Annotated in this window: 21 protein-coding genes; 8 read left to right on the forward strand and 13 right to left on the reverse strand. The window is 63.4% G+C overall.

Going from position 1 to position 23,650, the window contains the following annotated elements; genetic code table 11:
* Positions 1-184 precede the first annotated feature (184 nt).
* From VAR608DRAFT_RS07550 to VAR608DRAFT_RS07565, 4 genes are all read left to right on the forward strand, one after another.
* Positions 185-1,549 (forward strand): MBL fold metallo-hydrolase, encoded by a 1,365-nt coding sequence (locus VAR608DRAFT_RS07550; RefSeq protein WP_088953497.1) that lies wholly within the window; start codon positions 185-187, stop codon positions 1,547-1,549.
* Positions 1,546-1,896 carry a hypothetical protein gene (locus VAR608DRAFT_RS07555; protein WP_088953498.1) on the forward strand — a complete coding sequence of 117 codons (351 nt, stop codon included), beginning with the start codon at positions 1,546-1,548 and terminating at the stop codon, positions 1,894-1,896. The genes VAR608DRAFT_RS07550 and VAR608DRAFT_RS07555 overlap by 4 nt, the downstream gene beginning before the upstream one ends.
* 441 nt (positions 1,897-2,337) lie before the next feature.
* The gene (locus VAR608DRAFT_RS07560; protein WP_157730717.1) at positions 2,338-3,057 is read left to right on the forward strand and encodes a class I SAM-dependent methyltransferase; all 720 of its coding nucleotides are present in this window, start codon (positions 2,338-2,340) and stop codon (positions 3,055-3,057) included.
* A gap of 182 nt (positions 3,058-3,239) precedes the next feature.
* Positions 3,240-4,424 carry a methionine adenosyltransferase gene (locus tag VAR608DRAFT_RS07565; protein WP_088953500.1) on the forward strand — a complete coding sequence of 395 codons (1,185 nt, stop codon included), beginning with the start codon at positions 3,240-3,242 and terminating at the stop codon, positions 4,422-4,424.
* Positions 4,425-4,445: 21 nt separating this feature from the next.
* On the opposite strand, the gene VAR608DRAFT_RS07570 is transcribed toward VAR608DRAFT_RS07565, so the two are convergent.
* The 6 genes from VAR608DRAFT_RS07570 to VAR608DRAFT_RS07590 all read right to left on the reverse strand — a co-directional run bounded on the left by VAR608DRAFT_RS07570 (position 4,446) and on the right by VAR608DRAFT_RS07590 (position 11,178).
* Positions 4,446-6,146, reverse strand: a complete 1,701-nt coding sequence (locus VAR608DRAFT_RS07570) for an ABC1 kinase family protein (protein ID WP_231973333.1) — start codon at positions 6,144-6,146, stop codon at positions 4,446-4,448.
* A gap of 304 nt (positions 6,147-6,450) precedes the next feature.
* On the reverse strand, positions 6,451-6,708 hold the full coding sequence (locus VAR608DRAFT_RS07575; RefSeq protein WP_088953502.1) for a heavy-metal-associated domain-containing protein: 258 nt from the start codon (positions 6,706-6,708) through the stop codon (positions 6,451-6,453).
* 212 nt (positions 6,709-6,920) lie between these two features.
* Positions 6,921-8,858, reverse strand: coding sequence for an FTR1 family protein (locus tag VAR608DRAFT_RS07580; protein WP_088953503.1), 1,938 nt, complete (start codon positions 8,856-8,858; stop codon positions 6,921-6,923).
* A 228-nt stretch (positions 8,859-9,086) separates the two neighbouring features.
* Positions 9,087-9,518 (reverse strand): multicopper oxidase domain-containing protein, encoded by a 432-nt coding sequence (locus VAR608DRAFT_RS07585; protein WP_197700551.1) that lies wholly within the window; start codon positions 9,516-9,518, stop codon positions 9,087-9,089.
* 249 nt (positions 9,519-9,767) lie between these two features.
* Positions 9,768-9,977: a hypothetical protein gene (locus VAR608DRAFT_RS36840; protein ID WP_157730719.1), complete on the reverse strand. Its 210-nt coding sequence runs from the start codon at positions 9,975-9,977 to the stop codon at positions 9,768-9,770.
* Positions 9,978-10,392: 415 nt separating this feature from the next.
* Positions 10,393-11,178, reverse strand: a complete 786-nt coding sequence (locus VAR608DRAFT_RS07590; protein ID WP_088953504.1) for a hypothetical protein — start codon at positions 11,176-11,178, stop codon at positions 10,393-10,395.
* A 525-nt stretch (positions 11,179-11,703) separates the two neighbouring features.
* On the opposite strand from VAR608DRAFT_RS07590, the gene VAR608DRAFT_RS07595 reads away from it, so the two are divergent.
* The gene (locus VAR608DRAFT_RS07595) at positions 11,704-12,393 is read left to right on the forward strand and encodes a hypothetical protein (RefSeq protein ID WP_088953505.1); all 690 of its coding nucleotides are present in this window, start codon (positions 11,704-11,706) and stop codon (positions 12,391-12,393) included.
* Positions 12,394-12,904: 511 nt separating this feature from the next.
* Entirely contained in the window at positions 12,905-13,675 is a 771-nt protein-coding gene (locus tag VAR608DRAFT_RS07600; protein WP_088953506.1) for a hypothetical protein, read from the forward strand.
* A 290-nt stretch (positions 13,676-13,965) separates the two neighbouring features.
* Here the strand turns inward: VAR608DRAFT_RS07600 and VAR608DRAFT_RS07605 are convergent, their stop codons facing one another.
* Positions 13,966-15,027 carry a ParB/RepB/Spo0J family partition protein gene (locus VAR608DRAFT_RS07605; protein ID WP_088953507.1) on the reverse strand — a complete coding sequence of 354 codons (1,062 nt, stop codon included), beginning with the start codon at positions 15,025-15,027 and terminating at the stop codon, positions 13,966-13,968.
* A 1-nt stretch (position 15,028) separates the two neighbouring features.
* Positions 15,029-16,282: an AAA family ATPase gene (locus tag VAR608DRAFT_RS07610; protein ID WP_088953508.1), complete on the reverse strand. Its 1,254-nt coding sequence runs from the start codon at positions 16,280-16,282 to the stop codon at positions 15,029-15,031.
* 605 nt (positions 16,283-16,887) lie between these two features.
* Between VAR608DRAFT_RS07610 and VAR608DRAFT_RS07615 the strand changes: the two genes are divergently transcribed.
* Positions 16,888-18,282 (forward strand): replication initiation protein, encoded by a 1,395-nt coding sequence (locus VAR608DRAFT_RS07615; RefSeq protein WP_088953509.1) that lies wholly within the window; start codon positions 16,888-16,890, stop codon positions 18,280-18,282.
* Between the two features lie 28 nt (positions 18,283-18,310).
* Here the strand turns inward: VAR608DRAFT_RS07615 and VAR608DRAFT_RS07620 are convergent, their stop codons facing one another.
* Together VAR608DRAFT_RS07620 and VAR608DRAFT_RS07625 are read right to left on the reverse strand one after the other, a co-directional pair.
* The gene (locus VAR608DRAFT_RS07620; protein ID WP_231973337.1) at positions 18,311-19,435 is read right to left on the reverse strand and encodes an FUSC family protein; all 1,125 of its coding nucleotides are present in this window, start codon (positions 19,433-19,435) and stop codon (positions 18,311-18,313) included.
* A 5-nt stretch (positions 19,436-19,440) separates the two neighbouring features.
* On the reverse strand, positions 19,441-19,887 hold the full coding sequence (locus VAR608DRAFT_RS07625) for a MarR family winged helix-turn-helix transcriptional regulator (protein ID WP_172843814.1): 447 nt from the start codon (positions 19,885-19,887) through the stop codon (positions 19,441-19,443).
* A 126-nt stretch (positions 19,888-20,013) separates the two neighbouring features.
* Here VAR608DRAFT_RS07625 and VAR608DRAFT_RS07630 point away from each other — a divergent pair, with 126 nt between their 5' ends.
* Entirely contained in the window at positions 20,014-20,541 is a 528-nt protein-coding gene (locus VAR608DRAFT_RS07630; protein ID WP_172843815.1) for an H-NS family nucleoid-associated regulatory protein, read from the forward strand.
* A 36-nt stretch (positions 20,542-20,577) separates the two neighbouring features.
* On the opposite strand, the gene VAR608DRAFT_RS07635 is transcribed toward VAR608DRAFT_RS07630, so the two are convergent.
* The 3 genes from VAR608DRAFT_RS07635 to VAR608DRAFT_RS07645 are packed head-to-tail and all read right to left on the reverse strand — an operon-like array spanning position 20,578 to position 23,555.
* Positions 20,578-21,132, reverse strand: coding sequence for a Bug family tripartite tricarboxylate transporter substrate binding protein (locus VAR608DRAFT_RS07635; RefSeq protein WP_088953512.1), 555 nt, complete (start codon positions 21,130-21,132; stop codon positions 20,578-20,580).
* Between the two features lie 36 nt (positions 21,133-21,168).
* Positions 21,169-22,494 (reverse strand): MFS transporter, encoded by a 1,326-nt coding sequence (locus VAR608DRAFT_RS07640; RefSeq protein WP_088953513.1) that lies wholly within the window; start codon positions 22,492-22,494, stop codon positions 21,169-21,171.
* Positions 22,491-23,555, reverse strand: a complete 1,065-nt coding sequence (locus VAR608DRAFT_RS07645; RefSeq protein ID WP_088953514.1) for a lactonase family protein — start codon at positions 23,553-23,555, stop codon at positions 22,491-22,493. Before VAR608DRAFT_RS07645 ends, VAR608DRAFT_RS07640 begins: the two co-directional genes overlap by 4 nt.
* Positions 23,556-23,650: the final 95 nt, after the last annotated feature.

Consider the following 23,650-nt stretch of genomic DNA (forward strand, 5'->3'; position numbering starts at 1 on the left):
GCGGCAGGCCGGTTGATCGGCGTCAAGCAAGCGGCCCCTGCACGGGCAATTGAGCCAGATCAATCGAGCGGCCCCGCACTGCCCTACGCTCCCAGGCATTGAGCGAGTGGGAGTAGTTCACGCAGACCATGCTTCGGCAGCGCTCAGACCGACCGCCACTACCACTCATGAAAAGGCGAGGCCAATGAAGCTCTGTTTCCTCGGCGCGGCCGGCACAGTCACCGGTTCGAAGTACCTGATAGAACACGAGGGAATGCACCTGCTGGTCGACTGCGGGTTGTTCCAGGGCTACAAGCAATTGCGGTTGATGAACTGGGAGCCGCTGCCATTCGATCCGGCCGGCATCGACGCGGTGGTGCTCACACATGCGCACCTGGATCACTCGGGCGCGCTGCCGCTGTTGGTCAAACAGGGATTCCGTGGACCGATCCTGGCCACCCGCTCTTCGATCGACCTGTGCCAGTTGCTATTGCCAGACAGCGCCCGGATCCAGGAGGAAGATGCGGCGTACGCCAACCGGCATCACACGTCCAGGCACACACCAGCACTGCCGCTTTACACGGAGGACGATGCGCGCCGGGCGCTGGAGCGCCTCAAGCCGGTGCGCTTCGGCGATGGCGTGGAAATCTCTCGAGGCCTGTCGGTGAACCTGCGACCCGCCGGCCACATCTTGGGCGCTGCATCGGTCGAACTCACCGCCGGTGGCACGACCGTTCTGTTCTCAGGTGACATAGGACGCCCAGACGACCTCGTCATGCGTGAGCCTGCCCCAATCCGCAAGGCCGATCACATCGTCGTCGAATCGACCTACGGCGACCGCCTTCATGAACCGGAGGCGCAAGCCGAAACCGCGCTCGGCCAGACGATCACGCGGACGGTAGCGCGCGGCGGCATGGTCCTCATTCCTGCGTTCGCGGTCGGCCGAGCCCAACTGCTGCTGTACCTGATCCATCGGCTCAAGCAGCAGGGTGCGATCCCGGACATTCCTGTGTTTCTCGATAGTCCAATGGCGATCGATGCCACCGAGATCTACCACCGCCACCACGCGGAGCACAAGCTGTCGCTCGAAGACTGCATGGGCATGTACAAGGCTGCGCGCATGATCCGCACTCCAGAGGAATCGCGCGCGTTGGCACGCCTGACGTTCCCAGCGGTCATCATCTCCGCAAGCGGCATGGCCACTGGCGGGCGGGTGCTGCACCATCTGAAGAACCTGGCCCCGGACAGGCGCAACGCGATCATCCTCGTCGGCTACCAGGCGGGCGGCACCCGCGGCGCGCGCCTGCAATCCGGCGAGCGCAGCCTGCGCATGCACGGCGAGGATGTCGACGTGCGTGCCGAAGTCATCTCGTTGCAGGGGATGTCGGCACACGCCGATGCGCATCAGATCGTCGAGTGGCTGCGCAGCGCGCCGGCTGCGCCGCGCTCGGTGTTCGTGACTCACGGTGAACCCGGACCGGCCGACGCGATGCGTCAGCGCATCGAGCGGGAATTGAAGTGGTCCGCCAGCGTACCCATGCTGGGCCAGCGCGTGGAGATCGCCACATGAGGGCCCGCCACGACGCCACCCTCGCGGTACGTCCCATGGGCATCGAGACGCAGCAGGAATATGTCGTCTACATACACCGCGACTGCCATGTCTGCCGCTCCGCGCCCGGTTGGGCCTCACCTTTTCGGCAATTTGCGACGCAAAGGCCCGGGCCCCGGCGCGATTCGCCGCACTGCGTCGGCTCTGACCATGAACTTCATGATGCGCAGGTATGCGTCATCTCGTACGCCGCAGCACGTTCGATCGTTGCGAGCCAATTCTTCCAGCGCGTTGAGCAGGTGCTCGGCAACTTCGTACTCACCCACCCGAAGGGCCCGTTCATAGAGCATCAATGTGCCGCGCGCTAACGCGTGCAGCGCGCCATCCTGTCGAGCGTTCATCACACACCTAGGCAGGGGGCACTTCGCCCCGGTTTTTTCAAGATGGACCTTGCCCCCGTGGGAATGTCAAGGACTGGTATGACTTGGCGCGCTCGTTCGCTCTCGGATGCGGCACAGCTTGGCCCGGAGTGGCCGCTCGGCCTTTTGACGTTGCCTCAGAGGTCGCGCGGAAGCAGACGTCGAACCGCGGGGTGCAAGGCATCCGGCCCGGCTATTGCGCGAGTCGCGCTTCCGTGGGCCGCACACTTGACCTTCTAACGGAGGTAGCGTCCGATTGACATCCGGGTCGACGCAATCTTGGTCGATGCCCGTCGCCGACCCGTGCGTTGTGGGGAGCGACTGCAAGGCGCACGCCCAGAGTTACGCCGCCGGTGGCTCTCAATGTCCTCCATCTGGCAGGAGTTCCGTATGGATCGCTCACCTGAGAACTGCTTCGGCATTGGCGTGGTCCTATCCGTCTTCCTATTGGCTGGCACGTCGGTGGCGCAAGTTGCGACCACCGCCAACGAGGGGTACCGCACCCACGCTCTGCGTGAGAAGGCGGCCTCGGAGATGGGTTCCAATTTTCGAGGGGCGCTCGAACGGGCGGGCCCGCTCGTGGATTCTCTGGGCTTGCACGAAGGTGATACGGTCGCCGACGTCGGGACCGGCGTTGGCTATCTTCTGCCCTACATCGTCAGACGAATCGGCAGCAACGGTACGATCTTCGCCGTCGATGTGTATCCGGAGTTCCTTGACAAGGTCCGGGAACGCATTGCCGCCACGGGCTGGCGGAACGTGCATCCAGTGCTCGGTACCGAGCGTAATCCAAAGCTGCCCGCAAACCGGCTCGACGCTGCAATTCTCCTCGACACGTATCATCATCTCAACTACCCGGAGGCGACAATGCGAGGCGTGCGGCGGGCGCTCAAGTCCGACGGGCGACTCTTTATCATTGACTTCTATCGCAGTCGCCCCAATCCGTCCGCAAGCCTTGAAGAAGTTCAACGTCACATTCGCCTGGACCGTGACGACGTCGTGAAAGAGGTCGAGGCCCAGGGATTTGGCCTTACGAGGCAGTTGGATCACAAGACTTTCAGCTGGAGTGAGACAGCTTTCATGTACGTCTTGGTGTTCGAGAAGCGATGAACTCGCCCGCAGGACGTATCTGTGAGGCGCTCGGTGAACTTGTGAGCCGACGCTTCTGTAAGGGCGTCTTCCAAAAATGGGCGTGGTGCGGTCCTGTGCTACCCGGACCACGAGCCGCGGGGCGGTGTGGATCAATTGCGGAGCGAGATGAATAGAATCACATAAGAAGTGGGAGCGCCATCATGCCAAGTCCCGAAGATGCTGCAGCACTTTCCGTCACGACAGCTCCGATGCAATGGTCCACTCGGACTGAAATGTGCGAGCACAAGGGCATCGGCCACCCGGATAGCCTTTGTGATGGCGCGGTCGAGGCAGCCGCCCGCGCGGTATGCCGGGCCTATCTTGAGAGCTATGGCGCAATTCAGCACTTCAACCTGGACAAGGCGCTGCTGATCGGCGGCATCAGCCAAACGAGATTCGGTGGTGGCGAATTGCTACGCCCCATGCGACTGATCGTTTCTGGACCTGTGACCGAGCTGCCGTCCGCCCCGATTCAGACGGTCGTCGAGCAGGCGGTTCGCGGTTACCTCGTCGAGGCCTTGGGGCCCATCGGCAATGCGATTGGCATAGAGGCGATCCTACGGCCCTCCGCTCCGAACCTTCGGCGCGTCACGTCGCCCTCCTCGCTCCCGCTAGCCAATGACACGTCCTTCGGCGTTGGTTACGCGCCGCTCTCCGCACTCGAAAACGCGGTGCTCCGCGCCGCAAAGACCTTGCGTTCCAGCGAATTCCTCAAATCCTTCGAGGCCGCCGGACTGGACTACAAGATCATGGGCAGCCGCCTCGATGCGCGTCTGCGATTGACGATTGCACTTGCGGTCGTCGACCGATGTGTGCAAGGCGTCGAAGACTATTTCACGCAAAAGCGCCGGATTGTCGACTACCTCGCCGAACGCCTGCCGGGGTGCGAAATCGAGATCAATACGCTCGACAGCCCGACTGCGCACCGTGAAGACGAAATCTATCTGACCGTCACCGGCTTGAGCGCGGAGCACGGCGACGATGGCGAAGTTGGCCGGGGAAACCGCACCAACGGCCTGATCACCCCTTACCGGCCCATGTCCCTGGAGGCAGCCGCCGGGAAGAATCCGGCAGCGCATGTCGGCAAGCTCTACAACGTACTGGCGCATCGGCTGGCGGGTCGTATCCATGCCGATGTCGATGGCATCGACGCCGTGACGGTCCGGCTACTCTCGGCAATCGGCCGGCGCATCGACCAGCCCCAACTGGCGGCAATCGAGGTCGTCGCTGAAGGCGGCCTTTCGCTTGCACGCCAGCACCAAATCCGTGAACTGACCAAACAACAGTTGACCGCACTTCCAGAGCTGGTCAACGAACTGGTAAGTGGAACATTGAGCGTGTTCTAGACCAACCGCTCCCTGCCGCCACTACAGTTTTCCAGACCGCAGAATGGCGATGGCCCACGCAAACCCCATGACGCTCGCAACCACAAAGCCGGCGAGCCCCAGGAGCGGAACCCCCCAGAAATGCGGCCCACTGTGGAAGGTCATGACGATGGACGAGCCAATGACGAGGCTGGCGATGATCAAGCTCAGGCTCAATCGGTTGCTTGCCCGATCGATGTGCGCTTCCAAGCCCTGCAATTGATCGTGTTCAATATGAAGCGTCGCTTTTCCGCTGCTCAGGACCTCGACCGCGCGGTTGAGCATGTCAGGCAGGCTTGCCACAGCGTGGCGCAGTGAGCGCAGTGTGCGAAAGCCGCGGCTGAAATCCGCAAGCGGAAGATTCAGACCCTGCAAAGCGTGGCGGCGAAGCAAGCGCGGCACGTACTCGCGCAACGACATCAACGCATTGAAGCTCGGGGCCATCGTCAGCGCTTGCGCCTCGATCAGCATGAAGGCCTTCGATACCAGCAGGAACTGGCGAGGCAGCTGGATCTGGTGACGCTGGCTCAGTTGCGCGAACTGCCGCGCGATCTCGCCAAACGAATAGCCCTTTCCAGCGGCCTCGTAATACGCGTTGAGCGCCTTGGTGACATCGCGGGTAAACGCCTGGCGGTCGACACTCTCGGCAGCCATGCCCATTTCGAAATACGCATCCACCATCCACGCAACGTCCGCCGAGCTGACGGCCAGGATAAGCTGGGCGAGCACCTCCTGATCGTGCGCCGAGGTCTCGCCCATGATGCCGAAGTCATGCAAGCACAGGCGGCCGTCGTCAAGTAGGAACACATTGCCAGGATGCGGATCGCCATGGAAGAACCCGTCCTCGAAGACCTGCTTAAGGAATGACCGCATCAGCTTTTCTGCGACTTGCCGACGACCCGGCAGGTCCGGGGGCTGTTGCGCGAGCTTGTGGCCGAGACTGCGCTCCATCGTCAGGACGCAGCGGCTGGTCAGATCCCAATAGATGCGCGGAATAAATACGTCAGGGTCATCTTTGAAGTTCTCGCGCAGACGGTCGCCGTTGCGCGCCTCGATGTGATAGTCAAGTTCGTCGCTGATGAGCCGGGCGAACTCTTCGACCAGATTCGATGGACCAAACCGGCGGCTCTCCGGGACGTGCAACTCGAGGCGACGAGCCAAGAAGCGCATGATGTTGACATCGGCGTGAATGACAGGCTCGATGCCAGGGCGCTGCACCTTGACGACGACCCTGGTGCCGTCCTTGAGACAAGCGGTATGAACCTGACCGATCGATGCGGCGGCAAGCGGCGTCTCGTCGAATTCGGCGAACAACTCATCGACAGGCTTGGCCAGCTCGCGTTCGACGATGGCGCGAGCCTGATGGCCGGAAAATATCGCGACGTCGTCCTGCAACTTCTGCAACTCGTCGATATAGCTCTCGGGCAGCATGTCCCGCCGCAAACTCAGAAGCTGGCCGAATTTGACGAATGCCGGACCGAGCCCTTCCAGCATTTCACGAAACCTCTTCGCGTCACGCAGGCTGGTCTTCGCCGTTTCGGAGGTGGCGTCGAACACCGTATGCCTTAGACGCAACCGCTCCACATAGTGTGTCCACCCCGTACCGGCCAGTGCGCGCAGGATCTGAAGCAATCGCGGCAGTTCGGCGGTAGCTGCGCCGTTGCCTTCATCGCCTTCTGGGATTGCCTGGGTTGTTGTGCTCACGGGCCCTCCGCTCTCCTCGACTTGCTCCGCTTGCTTCGCCACACGGCGGTTCGGAGACACCATCGCTCAAGACATGGGTTGCGGTAGTCCGCTTGAGGAAACCCAGTGAACCATCACGAGGACATCGGCCGAAAACTGATGACGAGTGGAAGCTTCACGACAAACCTCCGGGATATGCTTGACACAGAATGGCCCCCGGGGCGACCTTGACCTTTGATGTGGGTCAAGGCAATTGCGCGATGTTCGCCAATCTCGATCGGGCCACCAGCGACCCTATGCCTGAAGAACCCGCTCGGACTGCTGTTCAGTGGCAGCAACCGCAGCAATTTCCCGCCTTGGCAAGCTTGTCGCTGAGCGCGGCCTGTACAGGTTCGGGCGTGTAGCCCGCTTGCTTGATGGCCTCGGCCAACTCCTGCGCGTTGGCCGTCTCGGACTCGATCTGAACGCGATGAGTCGAAAGGTCGATCTGCACTTTGGCTTCTCCGTCCGCGCTTCTTACTGCGTTGGTGATCGTGCTGACACAGTGGCCGCAGGTCATGTCGTTGACTTGAAAGGCAATCATTGCTCGCTCCATATGAAAGAGTTGGTCGATGATTGACTCTCATCCTTTCCACCATTGGAAGGTCAACGCTCAGGCGCCTATAGCCCTCGATCCAATCCGGACACCGGCCAAAACGATTGACCTTCCCTCTATGGGAACCTTGATCATGGAACGTTCGTCGAGTCCGTCTGACGGCTATTTGATCCGCCACCAACGATGGCGCACTTGACTCCTCAGGTGCGCGCAGTGGGCGCAGACGTCGCTCGCCGTCCAGCCATCGCGTTGACCCAGAACCCGATCAGGGCAACGGCAAGAACAACTGCCTGAGTCAGCAAGGTCTCCGCCGAGGGGAAGACGCCCAGCACCTCGATGCGAGGCGACGCCACCGGGCTCGCGGAAAGCCAGCCGGCTTCCTGCAGGCCAGCCACGCCCTTGCCTGCAAGCACGACCGCAAGCACCGCAACGAACACCGAGCTGATCGTGAAGAACTTGCCGATCGGCATGCGTGCGCTGGTGCGCAGCAGCGCCCAAGCAATCAAAGCCAATATCAGCACGCCGCCCAGCATCCCCGCCACAAGCGCGTGCCCGTTGCCGTCGACGGCCAGCGCGGAATAGAACAGCACCGTCTCGAACACTTCGCGATACACCGCGATGAAGGCCAGCGCGAACAAAGCCCAGGCCGAGCGGCGCGACATCGCCGACGACAGCTTGTCCTTCAGATACGCCTGCCAGCGCCCGGCGCTGCTCTTCTGGTGCATCCACAAGCCCACGCCGAGCAGCACCGCCGCCGCAAACAGCGAGGACACGCCCTCGGTCACCTCGCGGCTGGCGCCACTGATGCTCACGACGTAAGTCGCCACGGCCCAGGTCGCGCCGCCGGCGGCCAACGCCGAAACCCACCCCCCGTGCACGTAACCGGTCACGTCCGACCGCTCGGCCTTGCGCAGGAACGCCAGCATTCCGACCACGATCAGCAGTGCCTCGACGCCCTCTCTGAGGAGGATGGTCAGTGCGCCGACGAAGGTCGTCGTCGGATCGGTCGCGCCGGCTCCCAACTCGGCCTCGGCCCGAGTCAGCAACGTTTCAAGTCGCTGTGCCGAGGCCGCGGCGGCGTCCGCCTTGCCCGACGACAAGGCCGCGCGGTACCCGAGCATCTCGCTTTCGACTTCCGTCATCAGCGGCTTGTTGCGCGCGCTGAGCATGGGCTCGACAGGCTCGAAGCCATCCAGGTAGGACGACAAGGCCAGCCGCGTCGCAGCCGGGAAGTTGCCGGCGCGGGCGGCGTCCAGGCTTTGATGCAGCAGCGAGCGCGCCAGTCCGATGCCTCGCGGCTGCCCATCAGCCAGTGCCCGCGGATCGCTGCGCAGGTATGCCATGAGGTCGCGCGCGCGCTCAGCGCCCAACCCCTCGGCCGTCGTCTCGGTGGCGGTGGTCAGCGCCGCCAGGTCGGGGAACTGCGCCTTGACCGCTGTATCGGCCTTCCACACCGCGGCGCCACGCTCGCGCATCGTGTCGTCGTGAGAGAGGGTTCCGACGAAAAAGGCCAGGGCCCACCGATCCGACTCGGACAGGCTGCCGAAGCTGGGCATCGGCGTGCCGGGTACCCCCTGGGACACGATCTGGTACAGCGCCAACACGCTGCGCGAACGGGCCCTGTCGCGGTCAGCGAAGGCCACCGGCTTGGGGTTCAGCGTCGCGGCCAGGGGCCCGTCCGACCGGCCGGTTGCGCCGTGGCAAGCGGCGCATTGGGCCTGATACAGCGCGCTGCCACGGCGCAGGTCTGGCGCTTCCTTGGGGGCAACCGGAACCGGGTACGACGCCAACAGCAGGTCACTGGCGTGGCGCGCAAGCTGCCCCACCTCGGCCGCATCGGCGCGCCGCTCCACGGCGTCGTTGAGCGCGGCCACCGCCGCGATCAAGTGTTCTCGTGCAGGACGGGGCGGCAGCGCTTGCGCTTGCTTGAGCGCATTGCCGGCGAACTCCCGCATTTCGGCGTATTCCGACGCGCTGCGTACCACGCCCCCCGCAACCGCGCCGCCGTAGTCGACGCCGACATAGTCCAGTTGCTGCCACAACTGGCGCACCGATGCCTCTGGCGGCGTCTCGCTCTGCGCAAGCGCACCCGATACAGCAAACCACAACGTCATCCAGGCCATCAGCAGGCGGAACATCGTCATTCTCATTGATAGTGATTCGCGTTCTTATTAGTGGACCATTTCGCCGACGCAGAGTCAAGGGCACGATCAATCACCTGAGCGGCAGAAGGCCAGATGGCTTCGGATCTCCGTGGCGCTTCCGTTGAGGATGTGGAGCAAGACCCTTTCCCAGGCCCTCACTCGGATCGGTTCTCCATGGCCGAGCGCTCGACCGTTGATCGCGAAGCTCCTATATCCCACCTCTTAGCCACGTGGCTGGCGGTGCGCCATCGCGTCATGCATCGCTGACTCGCCGCGCTCCTCAAGGACCCGGTCTCGGGTACGGGGCGAAAGAAAATCCATCGCCATATCCCCGCCTTTGCTCAAGAAGGGCTCGAACTCCTTGAGCACCAGGAAGACCTCACGGTCGTAACGGCCTGGATCGTTCCGAGGCTCGATATGCACCGGGCCGACCAAGCCGGTGTATTGGCCACTTGTGAGGTCTGCGCCAGCGACGACATGTGTGTGATAGAAGCGGAAGCCAGCCGGCCCGGGGACAAACGACAAGCGCCGCTTGCCGCCAGGTGGGACGGGCGGGGTGCCTTCTTCGCCAGCACCATCGACGTCCACTGGCACGAACTGGCCGTGCCAATGCACTTGCTCGGGCGACTCCGTCTCGTTGTAAACGTCGACGATTAGCGCACGCCTTCATGCCCATACCCTCGGCGTGTTGCCCATCAAGTTGGCCGTGATCGCCAAGTCGCCTTCGGCGGCGTGCAGTGCGCGGTCGAAGCGGCTCTTGCGGAGACGACTGAGGTTGAGGCGCAACGGCAGGCCTGGCACGAGCAGCTCGTGCAACACCAGCCTGAGCCGTCCTTCGATCCGGACGTGCCGTTCTGAAATGAACGACCACCACCCATGCAACGAGGGCCCCAACCGGGGCCCTCAGCGTTTGCACATCACGCGCCCTGCAAAACCGCCTCCTCGTCGCCGAATAGAAGCGGATCTACACCGCCGCCAACACACGGCTGTGTCCTTCGATGCGAGAAGGGATTTCTGCCTCTCCACCTCTTGGTGGATGAGAGCAAATGCGCTCAAGGCGTCTGCAGCTTTGCGCAGGCTCAGGTGGTGGGTTTCAGATTTGGTCAGTTTCATGGGGTGCTCTCCTAAGTGCAGTCGAACCGCGTCGACTTCTAAGGAGTACAGCCAACTTATTTATCTCTGTTCGTCGCGATCTGTAGGCCTACGCACTTGAGACCACGGAGCGCGTTGATCTTGCGTGCTCAGACTGCGGACGTCAGTACGGACCACGACCTAGTCGACGCACTGAGACCAAAGTGCTGCGAACGAGCAGCTTGGTTTCAGTTGCTCTACACGATGTGAGTGGGGCATCGAGCTACCGGAGCCGCTCAATGTAGGCATGGGCCTTGCCTTCGCGTCGATGTGAATCACGTGACGCCCTCGCAAAAGCCGCCAGATGGACCGCTTGCGCGCAGGCGTCGGCTCCAACGAGCCGACTACCGTTGTCGAGCCGCCGCTTCTGAAGCGCCGGCGCACTTCCCGCTCGTGCTCATGAGCCGGCCCGTGTGCATTCAAATGGCCTGGCAAGGCCAGCAACCGGATTGGGTGCGCGGTAAGGGGGCACTTCGGACAGGTTCAAGCCTTTGCGTCGGGCGACATAGCGCCGCATTGCCTCAAGCCGCGCTGCCTGCAGGTCGCGGAGTCGGTCCAATTTGTCTTTGCGCATGACTTCTTCGACCAACCAAAAGTCCGGCTCATCGCCGTCTCGCTCCCTTCGCGCCGCCTCGTCGAGCTCTTGCTGCGAGTAGACGTTGTGGGGGTTGTAGCTCTGCACGGAGCAGTCCAGCCCCTGCAAGCCGCCCGTGTCTTCAGGAGGCTGATTCGTGATTCGGCGAAGGCGAAGCTGGTTTTTGCAGGCAACTGCAAGAATGAACGGGCCATCGCCCAATCCCCTGAGGGCCGACATCTGTACCGCAATCGCGACTTCATTTTGGTCGTCTTCAAGAGCGAATACAGCCATTGACCTCATGTTGCCGTCGTACGGCACCGCCATGGCGCTGAACTTCTTTTCGAGTAGCGCGTCCATGCGGTCGTCGGCTTGGTCAGGCAGGACGAGTAACGCGCCGGGCGACGTCGCGTGCTCAGTGCTGAGGAGACCCGTCAGCTCTGATTGCTCGCCTTCGTCGCTGGAAAGCCGCAAGACGCATGGGTGGAATCGACCCAGCTCGCGCTGTGCGCAGTCATAGAGGCCTTCGACGTTTGGGCGCAGAAGCGGCGCAAGTTCATATGCCTCCTCCAGAGCGAGGGAAAAGGTTGTATCAGGGCTCAGGTGCACAGTTTTCTCCAGTGTGGTTGAGGTAGCGCCCGGTGGCCAGCCGGCTGGCCACCGGAATCGAGCTCGAAATCGAGACTCATGGAAGCGTCTAGACGCATCTGTTTATCCGAGCACCGCGAGTAGCTCGTTGCACCTGCCGCGTGCGGATGCTCGCGAAGCGATGCTGCGGCCAACATGTAGCGAATGCGGCGTGAATCCGCGGTAGAGGTCTCGGGTTTCGGGCGTGTCATGGTTGGAGATGAGCACACTCGCACCGTGGGATGCGGCCGCCTTGGCTGAAATGACCAGGCGCTGATGGTCACCGAGGTCAAAGCCCTTGGCCGTGAAAGCTTGGAACGGGCACTGAGGATGCGTTGATCTCCGCCAGCTCAGCGCTCGCTGCCCAGAGGTCAGCTCAAGGTGATGTCGTGTCGGTTCAGAGCGCGCGGAGATCTTAGGAACTACGGTCGGCGGTAGCTGAATAAAGCGACTGACTATTCAGTTGCGGGCCCTCTACGGAGGCCTTCAACTCACCCATTGGCTGTCATGCCCTCTACTCACATCTATACCCTTTCCGACTTTCCCAATTTGCGCCAAGCATCGTTCCAGCTCTACTCCAGTTCGCGCCGGCAGTACCGCACTCGCCTCAAAGAGGTCGCGCCGCCGGCCGCCGCCATCGTCATCTCGGCTCAGGGACTGCCCCGTGCCGAAGGTGAAGCACGCGCGCCGGAAGCGCAGGCCCTGCTCGTCCGGTTGCCCTCCGACTGGGAGCCATATCTGGAACAGCTGGCGGCAGCGGCGCCTGAAGTTGTCGTCCAGCCCGACGTTGGCTTGGATGCGCAAGCGGCCTACCTCTCGATGTCGGTCCCCCTGCCCGCCCCCCAACTTCCCCGCGCAATCTGGCTGGAAGTTGCTCGCGTGATGGAGCTGTCTGCCCACAACGTCAGCGTTGGCGGCAGCGGCGCCGTGCCCATTGCATTCACGGCGGGGCAGCAGTTCGTTGTGACCGAGTTCACGGCCGAGCCCGGGCTGACGCGGCGGTGCCAGGATGCGCTGCTAGCTGAAGGCAAAACGCCCGATGTCGGCAAGGCGGACTTGGCCAAGCCGAAGCAGATAGCGAAGAACTACGGCGAGCGACCGTGGCTGTTCATGCGCTACGACGTGCGGGTAGGTTCGCGGAGGATTGCAGTCAATTGGGCTGGGGTGATTGGGCGGCTGCCTGCTTGCGTGCTCTAGACGCCCCCATCAGAGGGGCTGTCGCCCCTCCTTTCTGCCCTCCCCGTCCTTGCTCGCAGCGTTGATGTAAGTACCTGCTTCAACTTTGCCGCCGCGAAGTTCAATTCTGAGTGAGAGGAGTTCTGAGTTCCGTGAGATTCGGCAGTAAGCCAACCAATGCGCCACCGCGGTCATCCGCGTGGGCACTTCGGCGACTTTCGGGAAGATTAGAAGAAGGCGCACGAGCTCTGGATCACATTGTGAAAAGTGGTATGGGGTTACTGACGCATCGTGTCGACGTTAATGTCGCACGACATGGCTCGCCGGAAAACGTGCCGACCTTCCAGCGAGGCTGTTTCACGACATTTTGAAACGTCAGGCTTTTTCTTTTGCTGACAACGAGTTATCGCTTTTTTTGGCTGCTTTGAACGAAATGTTCCACGGAAATCGAGGCCCGCAAAGGCTTTTCTTGTACGGGGTCGATCGGCGAAGCCATAATTAGGTTATTTAATAACCAAATGATGGGCCTTCAATGAGTGATTCCGTCACCCTCCCGCCCGGCGCGACGTTCGATGCCCTCCCCTCCTTGCCCGCTTCAGTTGGATCGCCACCTTGGCCGACCACCTGCACGCTCGCTGAACTCGGTCGCATTCTCACGATGATGCATGGGCCGCAGGCGCCCTCGGAATCGTCACTCAAGAAGTGGAACGCCATGGGCATCTTCGAGGGCTGTTCGTCCGATGATGCAGGCCCCCCGCTTGATACCGGCCGGTCATTCACCCAGGAGAGCCTGCGCCGTCCCCGGCGCGCGGGACGTCCCGGGCTGCATTTGAACACCGAGCGTGCGATCCAGCGGGTTCGAGATCAATGGCCTCACCTCGCGCACACCGACACGCAGGCAATCGTCGAGCTGGCGGTCGCCCGCACGGCCGATCACCTTCAGTCCGCGGTCGCGCAGCTCAGGCCTTCGGGGTCGATCGCCGAGGTCGAACCATCTCCCCTTCCCCGCGCCGACGCCACTCTGGAAAAGATCGAGGTCCAGCTCGCCGTACTTCACGAGGAACTGGTGGCCGTCAAACGGGAATTGGCGCAATTCTCGGCCTTGCGCAACAACCTCATCACGCGGCTCGACGAGGCGGTCGCGCGCGCCCAGGAGTCGCTGTCGGGTCGCGCCCCGGGCGCCGGACCGGACCCGCTCGTCGAGGCCCGGCGGGATCGGGACATGGGCGTCCTGAAGTCGATGATGGGGGACATCCTGGAATCGCTCGAACGGATCGAGAGTCGAAATCGACGTGGCTCTTGAAGTGGTGAACGGTTCACCACGCCCTTCTTGTGCGTTCCGCTTTTCAGCTCAACACTTTCCCGTACGCCTCGACGATCTCCGCTCTTGGTCAGACTGCAAGGCCGTCGAAGCCCGTCGGGAACGAGGCACAAGCGTCGAAGTTGGGGACATCCTGGAATCGCTCGAACGGAACGAGAGTCAGGATCGACACGGATCTTGAGATGTGGTGAACGGTTCACCACTCTCCCCTCGCCCATAAAAAAAGGGGTGGTGAACCGTTCACCACCCCCTTTTCTCGAGCGCTCCGCTTTTCAGCTCAACACCGAGCGCAATGCCTTTTCGACTTCCGCCTGAAGCACCGCGCTGACCGGTCGATCGAACTTCAGCAGCAGCCTGCCCTTCTTGTCCTTGGTGACCGAGATCTTTCCCGCGCGGCCCACGATCTCCGACGCCGCCGATCCGCTCGCCACATCCGACGTTTCGCCGATGAGCGCCGCATAGATCGTACCGGGCGTCACGGTGGCACCGCTGTGCCGCACACGCCGCGCGCGCTCCATCAGTCCGTCCGGATCGCGCTGCAGGGCTTCGCTCAGCGGCTTGGCCCAGCGGTACTGGATCTCGACCGGCGAATCGAAGGCCTGCACCACCACGTCCGGCAGCTGGGCCACACCCACCGCCTTGCTGACCAGCCCGTGGTCGACGCCCACCGCCTCCGCCAGCTTGCGCATGGATTCGAAGAGTCCGGACTCCAGCGCGTTCAAGTACATCACGCCCTGCTCGTAGGCCGACAGGTCTTCGCGCTTTCGGTTCTCGCGGTCCATCTCGCCGAACAGTTCGCGATCGGTCATCGACTTGATGACTGCACTGACCGGCAGGCCTAGCTCCAGGCACGCCGCGTGGCGACGGTGCCCGAACACCACTTCATACTGGACCGGCGGCTCGGCGCCCTTCTCCGCTTCGCTCAGGTCTTCGCTGCGCACCGGCCGGACTTTGATCGCCTGGACATTGCCACCCGCATTGCGGATGTCTTCCTTGAGTTCGGCAAATTCGCGCATCGCGAAAGCCGTCTGATGACGGTTCGCCCAGCGCGAACGCCGGATCGTCCTCGGGTCCAGTTGCTTGACCGGGTCGGCCCCCACAAAAGGCGCGTAGTCCTTCTCGAGCTGCTCCAGCCGCTTGTTCGCCACCGACTCGGCCTGCATGAACGCCGCCATGCCGCCGATTGCGGTGCGCGGCGGACGGTTGACGATGCCAGGCACGACAGCGGCCGGCACCGGCGAGTTGGCGGCTGGCGGATGGGACGCCGGCTCGACCACCGTGTCCGACGGCAGGGTGATCGCGTTGCCCTTCTCGAGAAATCGTCGACTCGCCATATCAGACTCCTTCCATGATCACGGGACGCACCGCCGGCTCCGCTGCGTGACTCTGGTTCTTGAGCCACACAGCCCGAACCACGCCCTCCATGTAAGCCACGAGGTTGTCGTAGGCCTCGCGGGCGCGCTTGTAGGTTCGCGCGTTCCAGTCGTAGCGTGAGATGTCGTAGACCGTGTTGAATTCGGCGCTGGCCGCCGACGTGACCACAGTGCGCGGGATCTCGGCCGGCAACACCTTGTCGCCGTAGGTCTGGATGATCCATTTGCGGACCATCGTGCTGGCATCGTCGCTGTCGACCCGCGACAGCAGCACATTGATGAAATCGAAGGTCTTGGTGCTGCCGCCGGCGCCGATCAGGTTCTCGGTGAGGTCGGTGAACAAGGTCCAGAATTGAGCGCCCGACGCAAAGTCGAGCGCGTTCGGCGGCAGCGGCATGATGATCCCGTTGCTCGCCATCAGGGCGTTGACGGTGCCGTAGGAGAGTGCCGGCGCAGTATCGATGATGATCACGTCGTAGTCTTCGCGCACGTCGTCGATGCCCAGATTCAGCACATTCCAGAATTCGAAGCCGTTCGCCATCTCCTTCACCTGCCGCGCCGGCAGGTTGAACTCGATGCCGAAGAGCAGGGGCGCCGCAGCGACGATGTCCAGGCCATCCCAGTAGGTCGGGCGGATCGCATAGCGGATCGAATCCTCCTCGCCGAGCGCCAGCAGCATGAAGGTGTCTTCCTCCTGCACGTCCAGATCGGGGACCAGGCCGGTGAGGGTGGACAGCGAGCCCTGCGGATCCGCATCGATCAACAGAACCCGGTGACCGAGCAGGGTCAGGCCCTGGGCCAGCGTCATCGCGGTGGTCGACTTGCCGACGCCCCCCTTGAAGTTGGCGATGCTGATCACCACCGCCTCGGCGCCCGGCGGCCGCAGCCGGTTGCGGCGGAACTCCTTGACCCAGGTCCGCGTCTCGGCCAGACTGAATTCCCGGCGCCGGCTCTTCGGATCGAAATTCCCTTGGGGCAGAGGAGGAAGGTCGGCATTCTTCATGCGGTAGCTGAACTGCCCCGGTTCCAGCCCGCAGCGCTCGGCCACCTCCTTCTGAATGAAGACCGGACTGGTCTTGACGGCGGAGGGCGCCAGCATCTTGGCCCGCACCGCCCCGACCATCTCGCTGGCCCGCTGAGCCTGCAGCTTGATGTCCGCCATGGTCGAAGTCTTCAAAAAGATCTCGGTCGGACTTGTTTGAGTTAGTTCGTTCATCCACACTCCTTTGCTTAGATGCTTTTCACACATTCCATTTTGTGTGATTTGGGTAAATTGTCCCCGATCGCACAAAATCCTCCAACACAAATCCCGAAATGGCTCATGTGAGTCCTCTTCGACCAGAGAGATGAACTCCGAGGACCCCTTGGACGGGTTGAAGATATAGAAATCCGTTGAAGACCTCTAATACCTTTACGTTGGAAAATATCCAATAAAATCAACAGCTTACGAGACTTTTGCGAGGCTGGACGGGAATCTCCCGAGCTTTTACGGGAAGCCGGCGGGGTGGGCTCGGGATGCATGGCGAGGCCCGGCAGGAGGCCGGCTGTGTGAGTTCAGGGGCCGGCCGGGGGCTCCAAAGGCCTCGAAAATGCGCTCTTCCGCGCGCATCGCGGCCTCCAAACTGAGCTCGAACGGGATTCGAAGGCCCCGGATCCACGGATTCGGCATGAGCTCCAACGGGATTTCGCCGTCGCCAGCCCATCCTGCCGGCCCGAACCTCCCGAAAGCCCTCGCCGTCGCACCCTAGCCCGACACATGAAACTGCGCTTTCATCTGAGGGCGAAGGCGGTTACAGTCCTGCGGTCCGCCATTTCCTCTTCATGTCATTTCAATCGCCATCCGCCAACAACAACGAACAGCGCCATGAACTGGCGGCGGTTGCCGACGACTACCAGCCGCTGAAGAAGCCCGTCAACGCGCTTGCGGTGGTGGCCCAGAGCGAGCGCATCACGGTGCTCGCGCGCAAGACCTACAACGTGCTGCTGAGCCTGGCGCAGGACGAGCTGCGAAAGGGCGCCGAGGTCGAAGTCCACCGCGCGCCGCTGGAAGAGGTGGTCCACCTGCTGCGCTACGACTCGAACGACATCGCAGTCGTCAAGAAGCACCTGCGCTCGATGGTGAAGACCACGGTCGAATGGCAGTCGCCGACGACCGGCGAGGGCAGCCGCTGGACGGTCTGCGGCCTGCTCTCGCAGTGCGAACTCGAAAAGGTCCGCAACCAGGTCTGGGTCTCATGGGCCTTCGCGCCCGCGCTGCGCCACGAATTGCTGAACCCGCGGGTGTTCGCGCGCATGAACCTCGCCATGGTCTCGCAGCTCACGACGCATGCCGCCGTCTTCCTCTACGAGCTGGCCTGCCGCTACCAGAACGTTGCGAAGAGTCCGCGCCAGGCCTGGCGCTGGTGGCACGACCCGATGACCGGCCGGGTACCCGATCCGGAGCGGCTCGAGAAGCTGGACTACTCTTTCTTCAAGCGCGATGTGCTCAAGCCCGCGATCGCACAGGTCAACGCCAACACCGATTTCACGATCGAGCTGATCGAGCACAAGAGCGGCCGTTTCATCAACGAGATCCAGTTCAACATCAAGCTCAGGGACCAGCGCCAGCTCGGTCTCCAGCAGGCGCCCGAGAAGGCCGACCTCGAATCGATGCGACAGGCGCGCGAGATGGGCATCACCGATGCGCGCGTCGAGAAGATCGTCGACACCTACGGTTCCGAGGCCCTCGCGAGCGCGCTGCCGGAACTGCGCCGTCGCGTCGAGAGCACCTTCCCGGCGCCGGTGCGCGATCCCGAGCGCTACCTGATGTCGCTCATGCCGGGCCATGCGCAGCGCGCGGCGGCCAACGCGGTGACCAGGGAAGCCCGCAAGGACCCGAACAGCCCCGAGTCGCTCGAGATCCAGGGCCGCCGCCGCCAGGCCTACGAAACCGCGTGGAAAGAGCGCCGGCTCGCGGGCATCGAGGCGGACTTCCGCGCGCGTTCGCCCGAGAACCAGCAGCAGACCATCCGCGACCTGCTCGCCGCCATGGAAGCGCAGGACCTGCATCCGCAGATCATCAAGCGCTTCAGGAAGGACGGCTGGTCGCACCCGCTGGTAAAAGGGCGTTTCCTCGCGATGTACGCCGAGGCCACCATCGGCGCGGGATGGAACGTCCCCACCGACGAGGACCTGCTCGCGGTCGCCGCACACCTCGGTGATGCCGGCGTGATCTGACGGCTCCGGGAGGGGACCGGCTTGCGCCTCAGCCGGGCCGCGTCCCGGCGTGATGCGTCGCCAGACGGACCCGATCATCCAGCGTCGAGAACACGAGCGCGAAAGCAATGCCGACCAGCGCGCCGAGCGCCGTGTCGAACACCCGCGCCATCGGCATCGCGGACGCCGCGCCGGGCGCTGCGAGAGACGTCATGAGCAAGGCCATCGGCGTCACGAACACCAGTCCGATGGCGTAATTGAAGCCGATCACCACCTCGGTGACGAACTGCAGCACGATCACTGCGAAGAGCACGAGCCAGAACGAAGGATGGTTCGCGAGGATGAGTCCCGCGATGCCGGCGCCGACCACCGTGCCGACCATCCGCTGCACGGCACGATGCATCGTGATGTGCAAATGCCCGCCCTGCAGCACCGCGGTCGCACCGATCGCAGCCCAGGCGGGAAAGGGCAGGGCGGCGGCGCGCGCCAGCATCGATGCGACGGCGGCGCAGAGGGCGACGCGGCCTGCCGCGATCACCCAGTGGCCCGATGGCCGGACACTGCCGGGCGCCGGGATGGGTGGCACGGCGTCCGATCGCAAGCCGTCCGTGAGACGGCACACGATCCAGGCGATCGAGACGCCCCCTGCGGTGAGCGCGCAGCGCGCGATCACCGTGTGCCATGAATCGACCGGCCCGAGCGCCGCGGAGGCCGCGAAGACGAAGATGACCGCGCCCGGTCCCCCGATGCGCCATTGCGTCACCGCCACCGTCAAGGCGCCGGCCAGCAGCGCGAGGCAGAGCAGCATCCATGCCGGCGACGCGCCCGCGTGAGCGACGAGCGATGGGAGGCCGACCGAGACCAGGAGCAGCGCACCCGCGGCGGCGACGATGCGCATCCGCTGTCCGGCCGGCGCGAAGCGGCCGAACAGCGCGGCCAGCGCACCCAGCGCGGGGAAGCCCTGGAGATGCGCCCATGGCGAAGAATGCGCCAGCGCCACCGCGATCAGCACCGACGCCGACACCTGCATGCCAGCGACCGCCGCATTGCGCAGCGGCGGGGAGGGCGCGACCGCCAGGCTTTCGCGGATGCGCGCCGGCGCCAGCAGATGGCGGATGGATTCGCCGCGGCCGACGTGGCGTGGTTTGCTCAGATCGGGCGGTCGTGCGGTCATGGGATTCAGTTCGATGCCGCGATGCGCGACTCGATCTTCTCGAACGCGCGCAACAGGGCGCGGGCGTCTTCGTCGCCGATGTCGGCGAGCAGCTCGTCCTCGATCGCTGCCAGCCGCTTGCGGATCGAGGCGACCGCGCGGCGTCCCGCCGGCGTGAGATAGAGCAGCTTGACGCGGCGATCGCCCTCATGCGGCCGGCGTTCGACCAGCTCGTGCTGGGCCAGGATGTCGAGCAGCCGGACCAGGCTGGACCCATCGAGTCCGGCCGCTGCGGCGAGCTGGCTCTGCGAGATGCCGTCGCCCAACTCATGCAGGTGGACCAGTGCCGACCAGGTGGCGTCGCTCAGGCCCGCCGAGGACAGGCGCGCATCCAGCGCCTGACGCCAGCGCCGGGCGAGCCCGACGAGGCGGATGCCGATGTGCCGATGGTGTTCCGAAGACCTGGTGCCCATGAATGACATTATATCCAAATCATTTGAATACCAACATTTTGAGGCCCAACGTCCGAGCGATGCGGAAGCTGGTTGAAATGAAAAGCGACTAAGCTAACGGACATGTTTTATTGGAAAGAAGTCCCTATGGCTCAGACTTACGCACAGATTCAGAAGCAGATCGCGGCGTTGCAACAAAAGGCCGATGCCATTCGCATGAAGGAAGTCGGTGGTGTGATCGATCGCATCAAGGTTGCGATCGCCCACTATGAGTTGACTCCTGAGCAACTGTTCGGCGGCAAGGCCTCGGCAACGAAGCCAGTTAGTAAAGCGACTGCAAGCAAGAGAACAGCCAAGAAAAGTGGACGAGTCTCTTACAGCGATGGCAACGGAAGGACCTGGGGCGGCTGGGGCAAGCGGCCGACCTGGTTGCGTGAAGCGCTCGCAGCGGGCAAGCGCCTGGAAGACTTTCAGGTCGGCGCGCAGGCCGTGAGCATTGCAAAGGAAGCTGCAAAGAAGCCCGCGAGGAAGACGGCTCAGAAGCGCAGGCCGTCGACCGTGCTCTATAGCGACGGCGCGGGTAAGTCCTGGACGGGTCGGGGCCCTCAACCGCGGTGGCTGAAGGAAGCCATCGCCGGCGGCAAGTCACTGGAAGATCTGCGCGCCTCTCGATAGTGGATAGTGCCGGCGTGAGGACACCACCGGGATGGCTTACTCGATCCGGATGTCCCGTTCCTTGACCAGCTTCGACCACTTCGCGCTTTCGGCCTCGATGAAGTCGGCGAACTCCTTCGATGACCCGCCGCCGAGCTCGTTGTCCTGCGACAGGATGCGCTCTTTCACGTCCGGATGGTTGATCGCCTTGACGAAGGCGGCATGCAGCTTCGCAACCACGGCGGATGGCGTTCCCTTGGGCGCGATATAGCCCATCCAGTTCGATGCCAGCACCTGCGGGTAGCCGGCATCCGCGAAGGTCGGAACCTCCGGCATGCTCGACAGACGCTTCGCCGAAGTCACTGCCAGCGGGCGGATCTTGCCGGCCTGGATCGATGGCAATGCAGCGCCGGTCTGCTCGAACATCAGGTCCACCTGGCCCGCCAGCAGAGCGGTCGATGCCGGACCGCCGCCCTTGAACGGCACGATGATCGTGATGGGCTTGTTCGGATAGTGGCTCGCACCCTCTGCAAGCGCAGTGGATGAGAAGCCCGCAACGAGGGCGAATGACGCGACCGCTGTTTGGCAGATCTTTCTGAATCGCGATGGCATGGGGTCTTTCGTTGAAGTCAATGAATGAGGTCGCCTTCATGTCGCCTTGGCCGCTCCCGCAGGCGCGGGATCGGCGCCGGGTGCCAGGCGAATGAACAGCGTCATGAGGAACGAGACGACGAGCAGGCCGCTCAGGAACACCAGCCCCGCCGTCGCGCTCTTGCCCGAGCCCTTGATCAGCCCGATCGCATAGGGGCCGACGAAGCCGCCGAGGTTGCCGATCGAGTTGATGACCGCGATCGAGATGGCGGCGGTCGAGCGGCTCAGGAACAGGGTGGGCAATGCCCAGAAGGGCGACTTGAACGCATACAGGCCCGCAAGCGCGACACTGATGAGTGCGATCGCCGTGAACGGATTTGCCGTCATGCCGGTGCCCATCAGTGCCGCGGCGGCCACTGCGAGCGGAATGGCGGAATGCAGGCGCCGCTCGTTGCGCCGATCCGAGCTGCGCGACCACATCACCATGGCGGTCGTTGCGATGATATACGGCACCATCGCGATGAAGCCGATCTGCGTGTGCGTGAGCGTGTCCGAGAAGCCCTTGATGATCTGCGGCATCCAGTAGCCGACGCCGAGGCTGCCGCACTGGTAGACGAAGTAGATGAACGAGAGGTACAGCACCTTGCCGTTGGCGATCGCCTGACCGACCGTGAGGTGCTTGACGTTCTTGCGCGAAAGCCGGTCGCGCTCGAGCTCGAAGGCGAGCCATTCCTTTTCGTCGGGACGCAGCCACTTCGCCTGTTCGGGCCGGTCGGTGAGCCGCAGCCAGCAGACGACGCCGAAGATCACCGCGGGAATGCCTTCGAGGAAGAGCATCCAGCGCCAGCCGCTCCAGCCGAGCCAGTGGATGTTGTCCATGATCAGCGTGCTCAGCGGCGCGCCGATGATGTAGGACACCGGGATCGCCGCGGTGAAGAGCGCAACCGTCGTGGCCAGCTCCTTGGAGCGGAACCAGTAGGTGAGGTAGACGATGATCCCGGGAAAGAAGCCCGCTTCCGCCACACCGAGCAGGAAGCGCAGCATGTAGAGCTGCATCGCGTTCTGCACGAAGGCCGACAGCGCGGCCAGGATGCCCCACGAGATCAGGATGCGCGCGATCCACACTCGCGCGCCGTACTTGTTGAGCATCACATTGCTCGGCACTTCGAACATGAAGTAGCCGACGAAGAAGATGCCCGAGATGAAGCCGAAGGCCTCGCTGCTGAGGGCGAGCTCGGCGTTCATCTGCAAGGCCGCGTAGCCGATGTTGGCGCGATCGAGGTACGAGATGATGTAGAGCAGGAAGAGGAAGGGGATGGTGCGCAAGGTGACCTTGCGCACCATCGCCTTTTCCTGATCGGGCGTGAAGGCGCTGGCGCTCATGTCCGGGCTCCATTAGAAAAGACCATGCAGACAGGGCTGCCCGATCGCACGTCGGCGCCTGTCGGCGCAAGCGTGCCGGCGGCCGGGTCGATGGCGAAGGTCACGATCGAATCGCTGTCCTCGTTGAGCGCGAACATGAAGCGGCCGTCCGGCGCGCTGGTCATGAAGCGCGGTGTCCTGCCTCGCGTCGGCTGCGCGTTCACGAACTTCAGTGCGCCGCTGGCGGCGTCGATGCGGAAGACGGCGATGCTGTCGTGGCCGCGGTTGGAGGCATACAGGAAGCGGCCCGTCGCATCGATCTCGATCTCGGATGCGCGGCTGTTGCCGGTGAAGCTCTCGGGCAGCGACGAGACGATCTGGAAGGGTTGCAGTTCGCCGCTCTCGCCGTTGAAGCGGTACGCCGTGACGGTCGAGTCGAGCTCGTTGATCACATAGGCCAGCGACGCGCGCGGGTGAAAAGCAATGTGGCGTGGCCCCGCGCCTTCGCGCGTGACCGCGAACGGCACCGGCGCTGGCGCGAGGCGCCCCTCCTCGAAGCGGAAGACGAAGACGCGATCGAGCCCCTTGTCGGGGACCACCACGAAGCGGCCGCTCGGATCGAACGGATTGAAGTGGGGCTTGGCCTGCTTCTGCTCCACCCGGTGCGGGCCTACGGGCCCTTCGAGCGTCACGAGCTGCACCACCTCGCCGAGCGATCCGTCTTCGCGAACCGGCAGCACCGCCAGGCTCGCGCCGATGTGGTTGGAGACGACGAGAAAGCGCCCCGTCGGGTCCAGCGCCAGATGCACCGGGTTCTTGCCTTGCGTGCTCTGCCGGTTGATGAAAGTCAGCGCGCCGCTTTCGCGATCGACCCGGAATGCGCTGACCTCGGTCTCGTCGCCGTGCACCGCATAGAGGAACTCGCCGTCGCGGCGAAGCGCGAGGAAGGAGGGGTTGACCAGATCGCCGACCAGGCCGACCTGCGTCAGCCTGCCTTCCGATGGGTCGAGCTTGAAGATGGCAATGCCTTCGCCACGCGCATTGCGCTCGCGAGTGGTCCGGCTGCCGACATAGGCGTACATGAGGCGTCCTTGAGGTGTTCGGAGCCTTTGCCAGCGAGCTTTTTCGCGCTCGAGGTGGATCCGAGGGTTTGCACTGGTTTGCATTTTATGAACGA

Origin of the sequence: Variovorax sp. HW608 (assembly GCF_900090195.1) — a bacterium.
Classification (GTDB): Bacteria; Pseudomonadota; Gammaproteobacteria; order Burkholderiales; family Burkholderiaceae_C; genus Variovorax.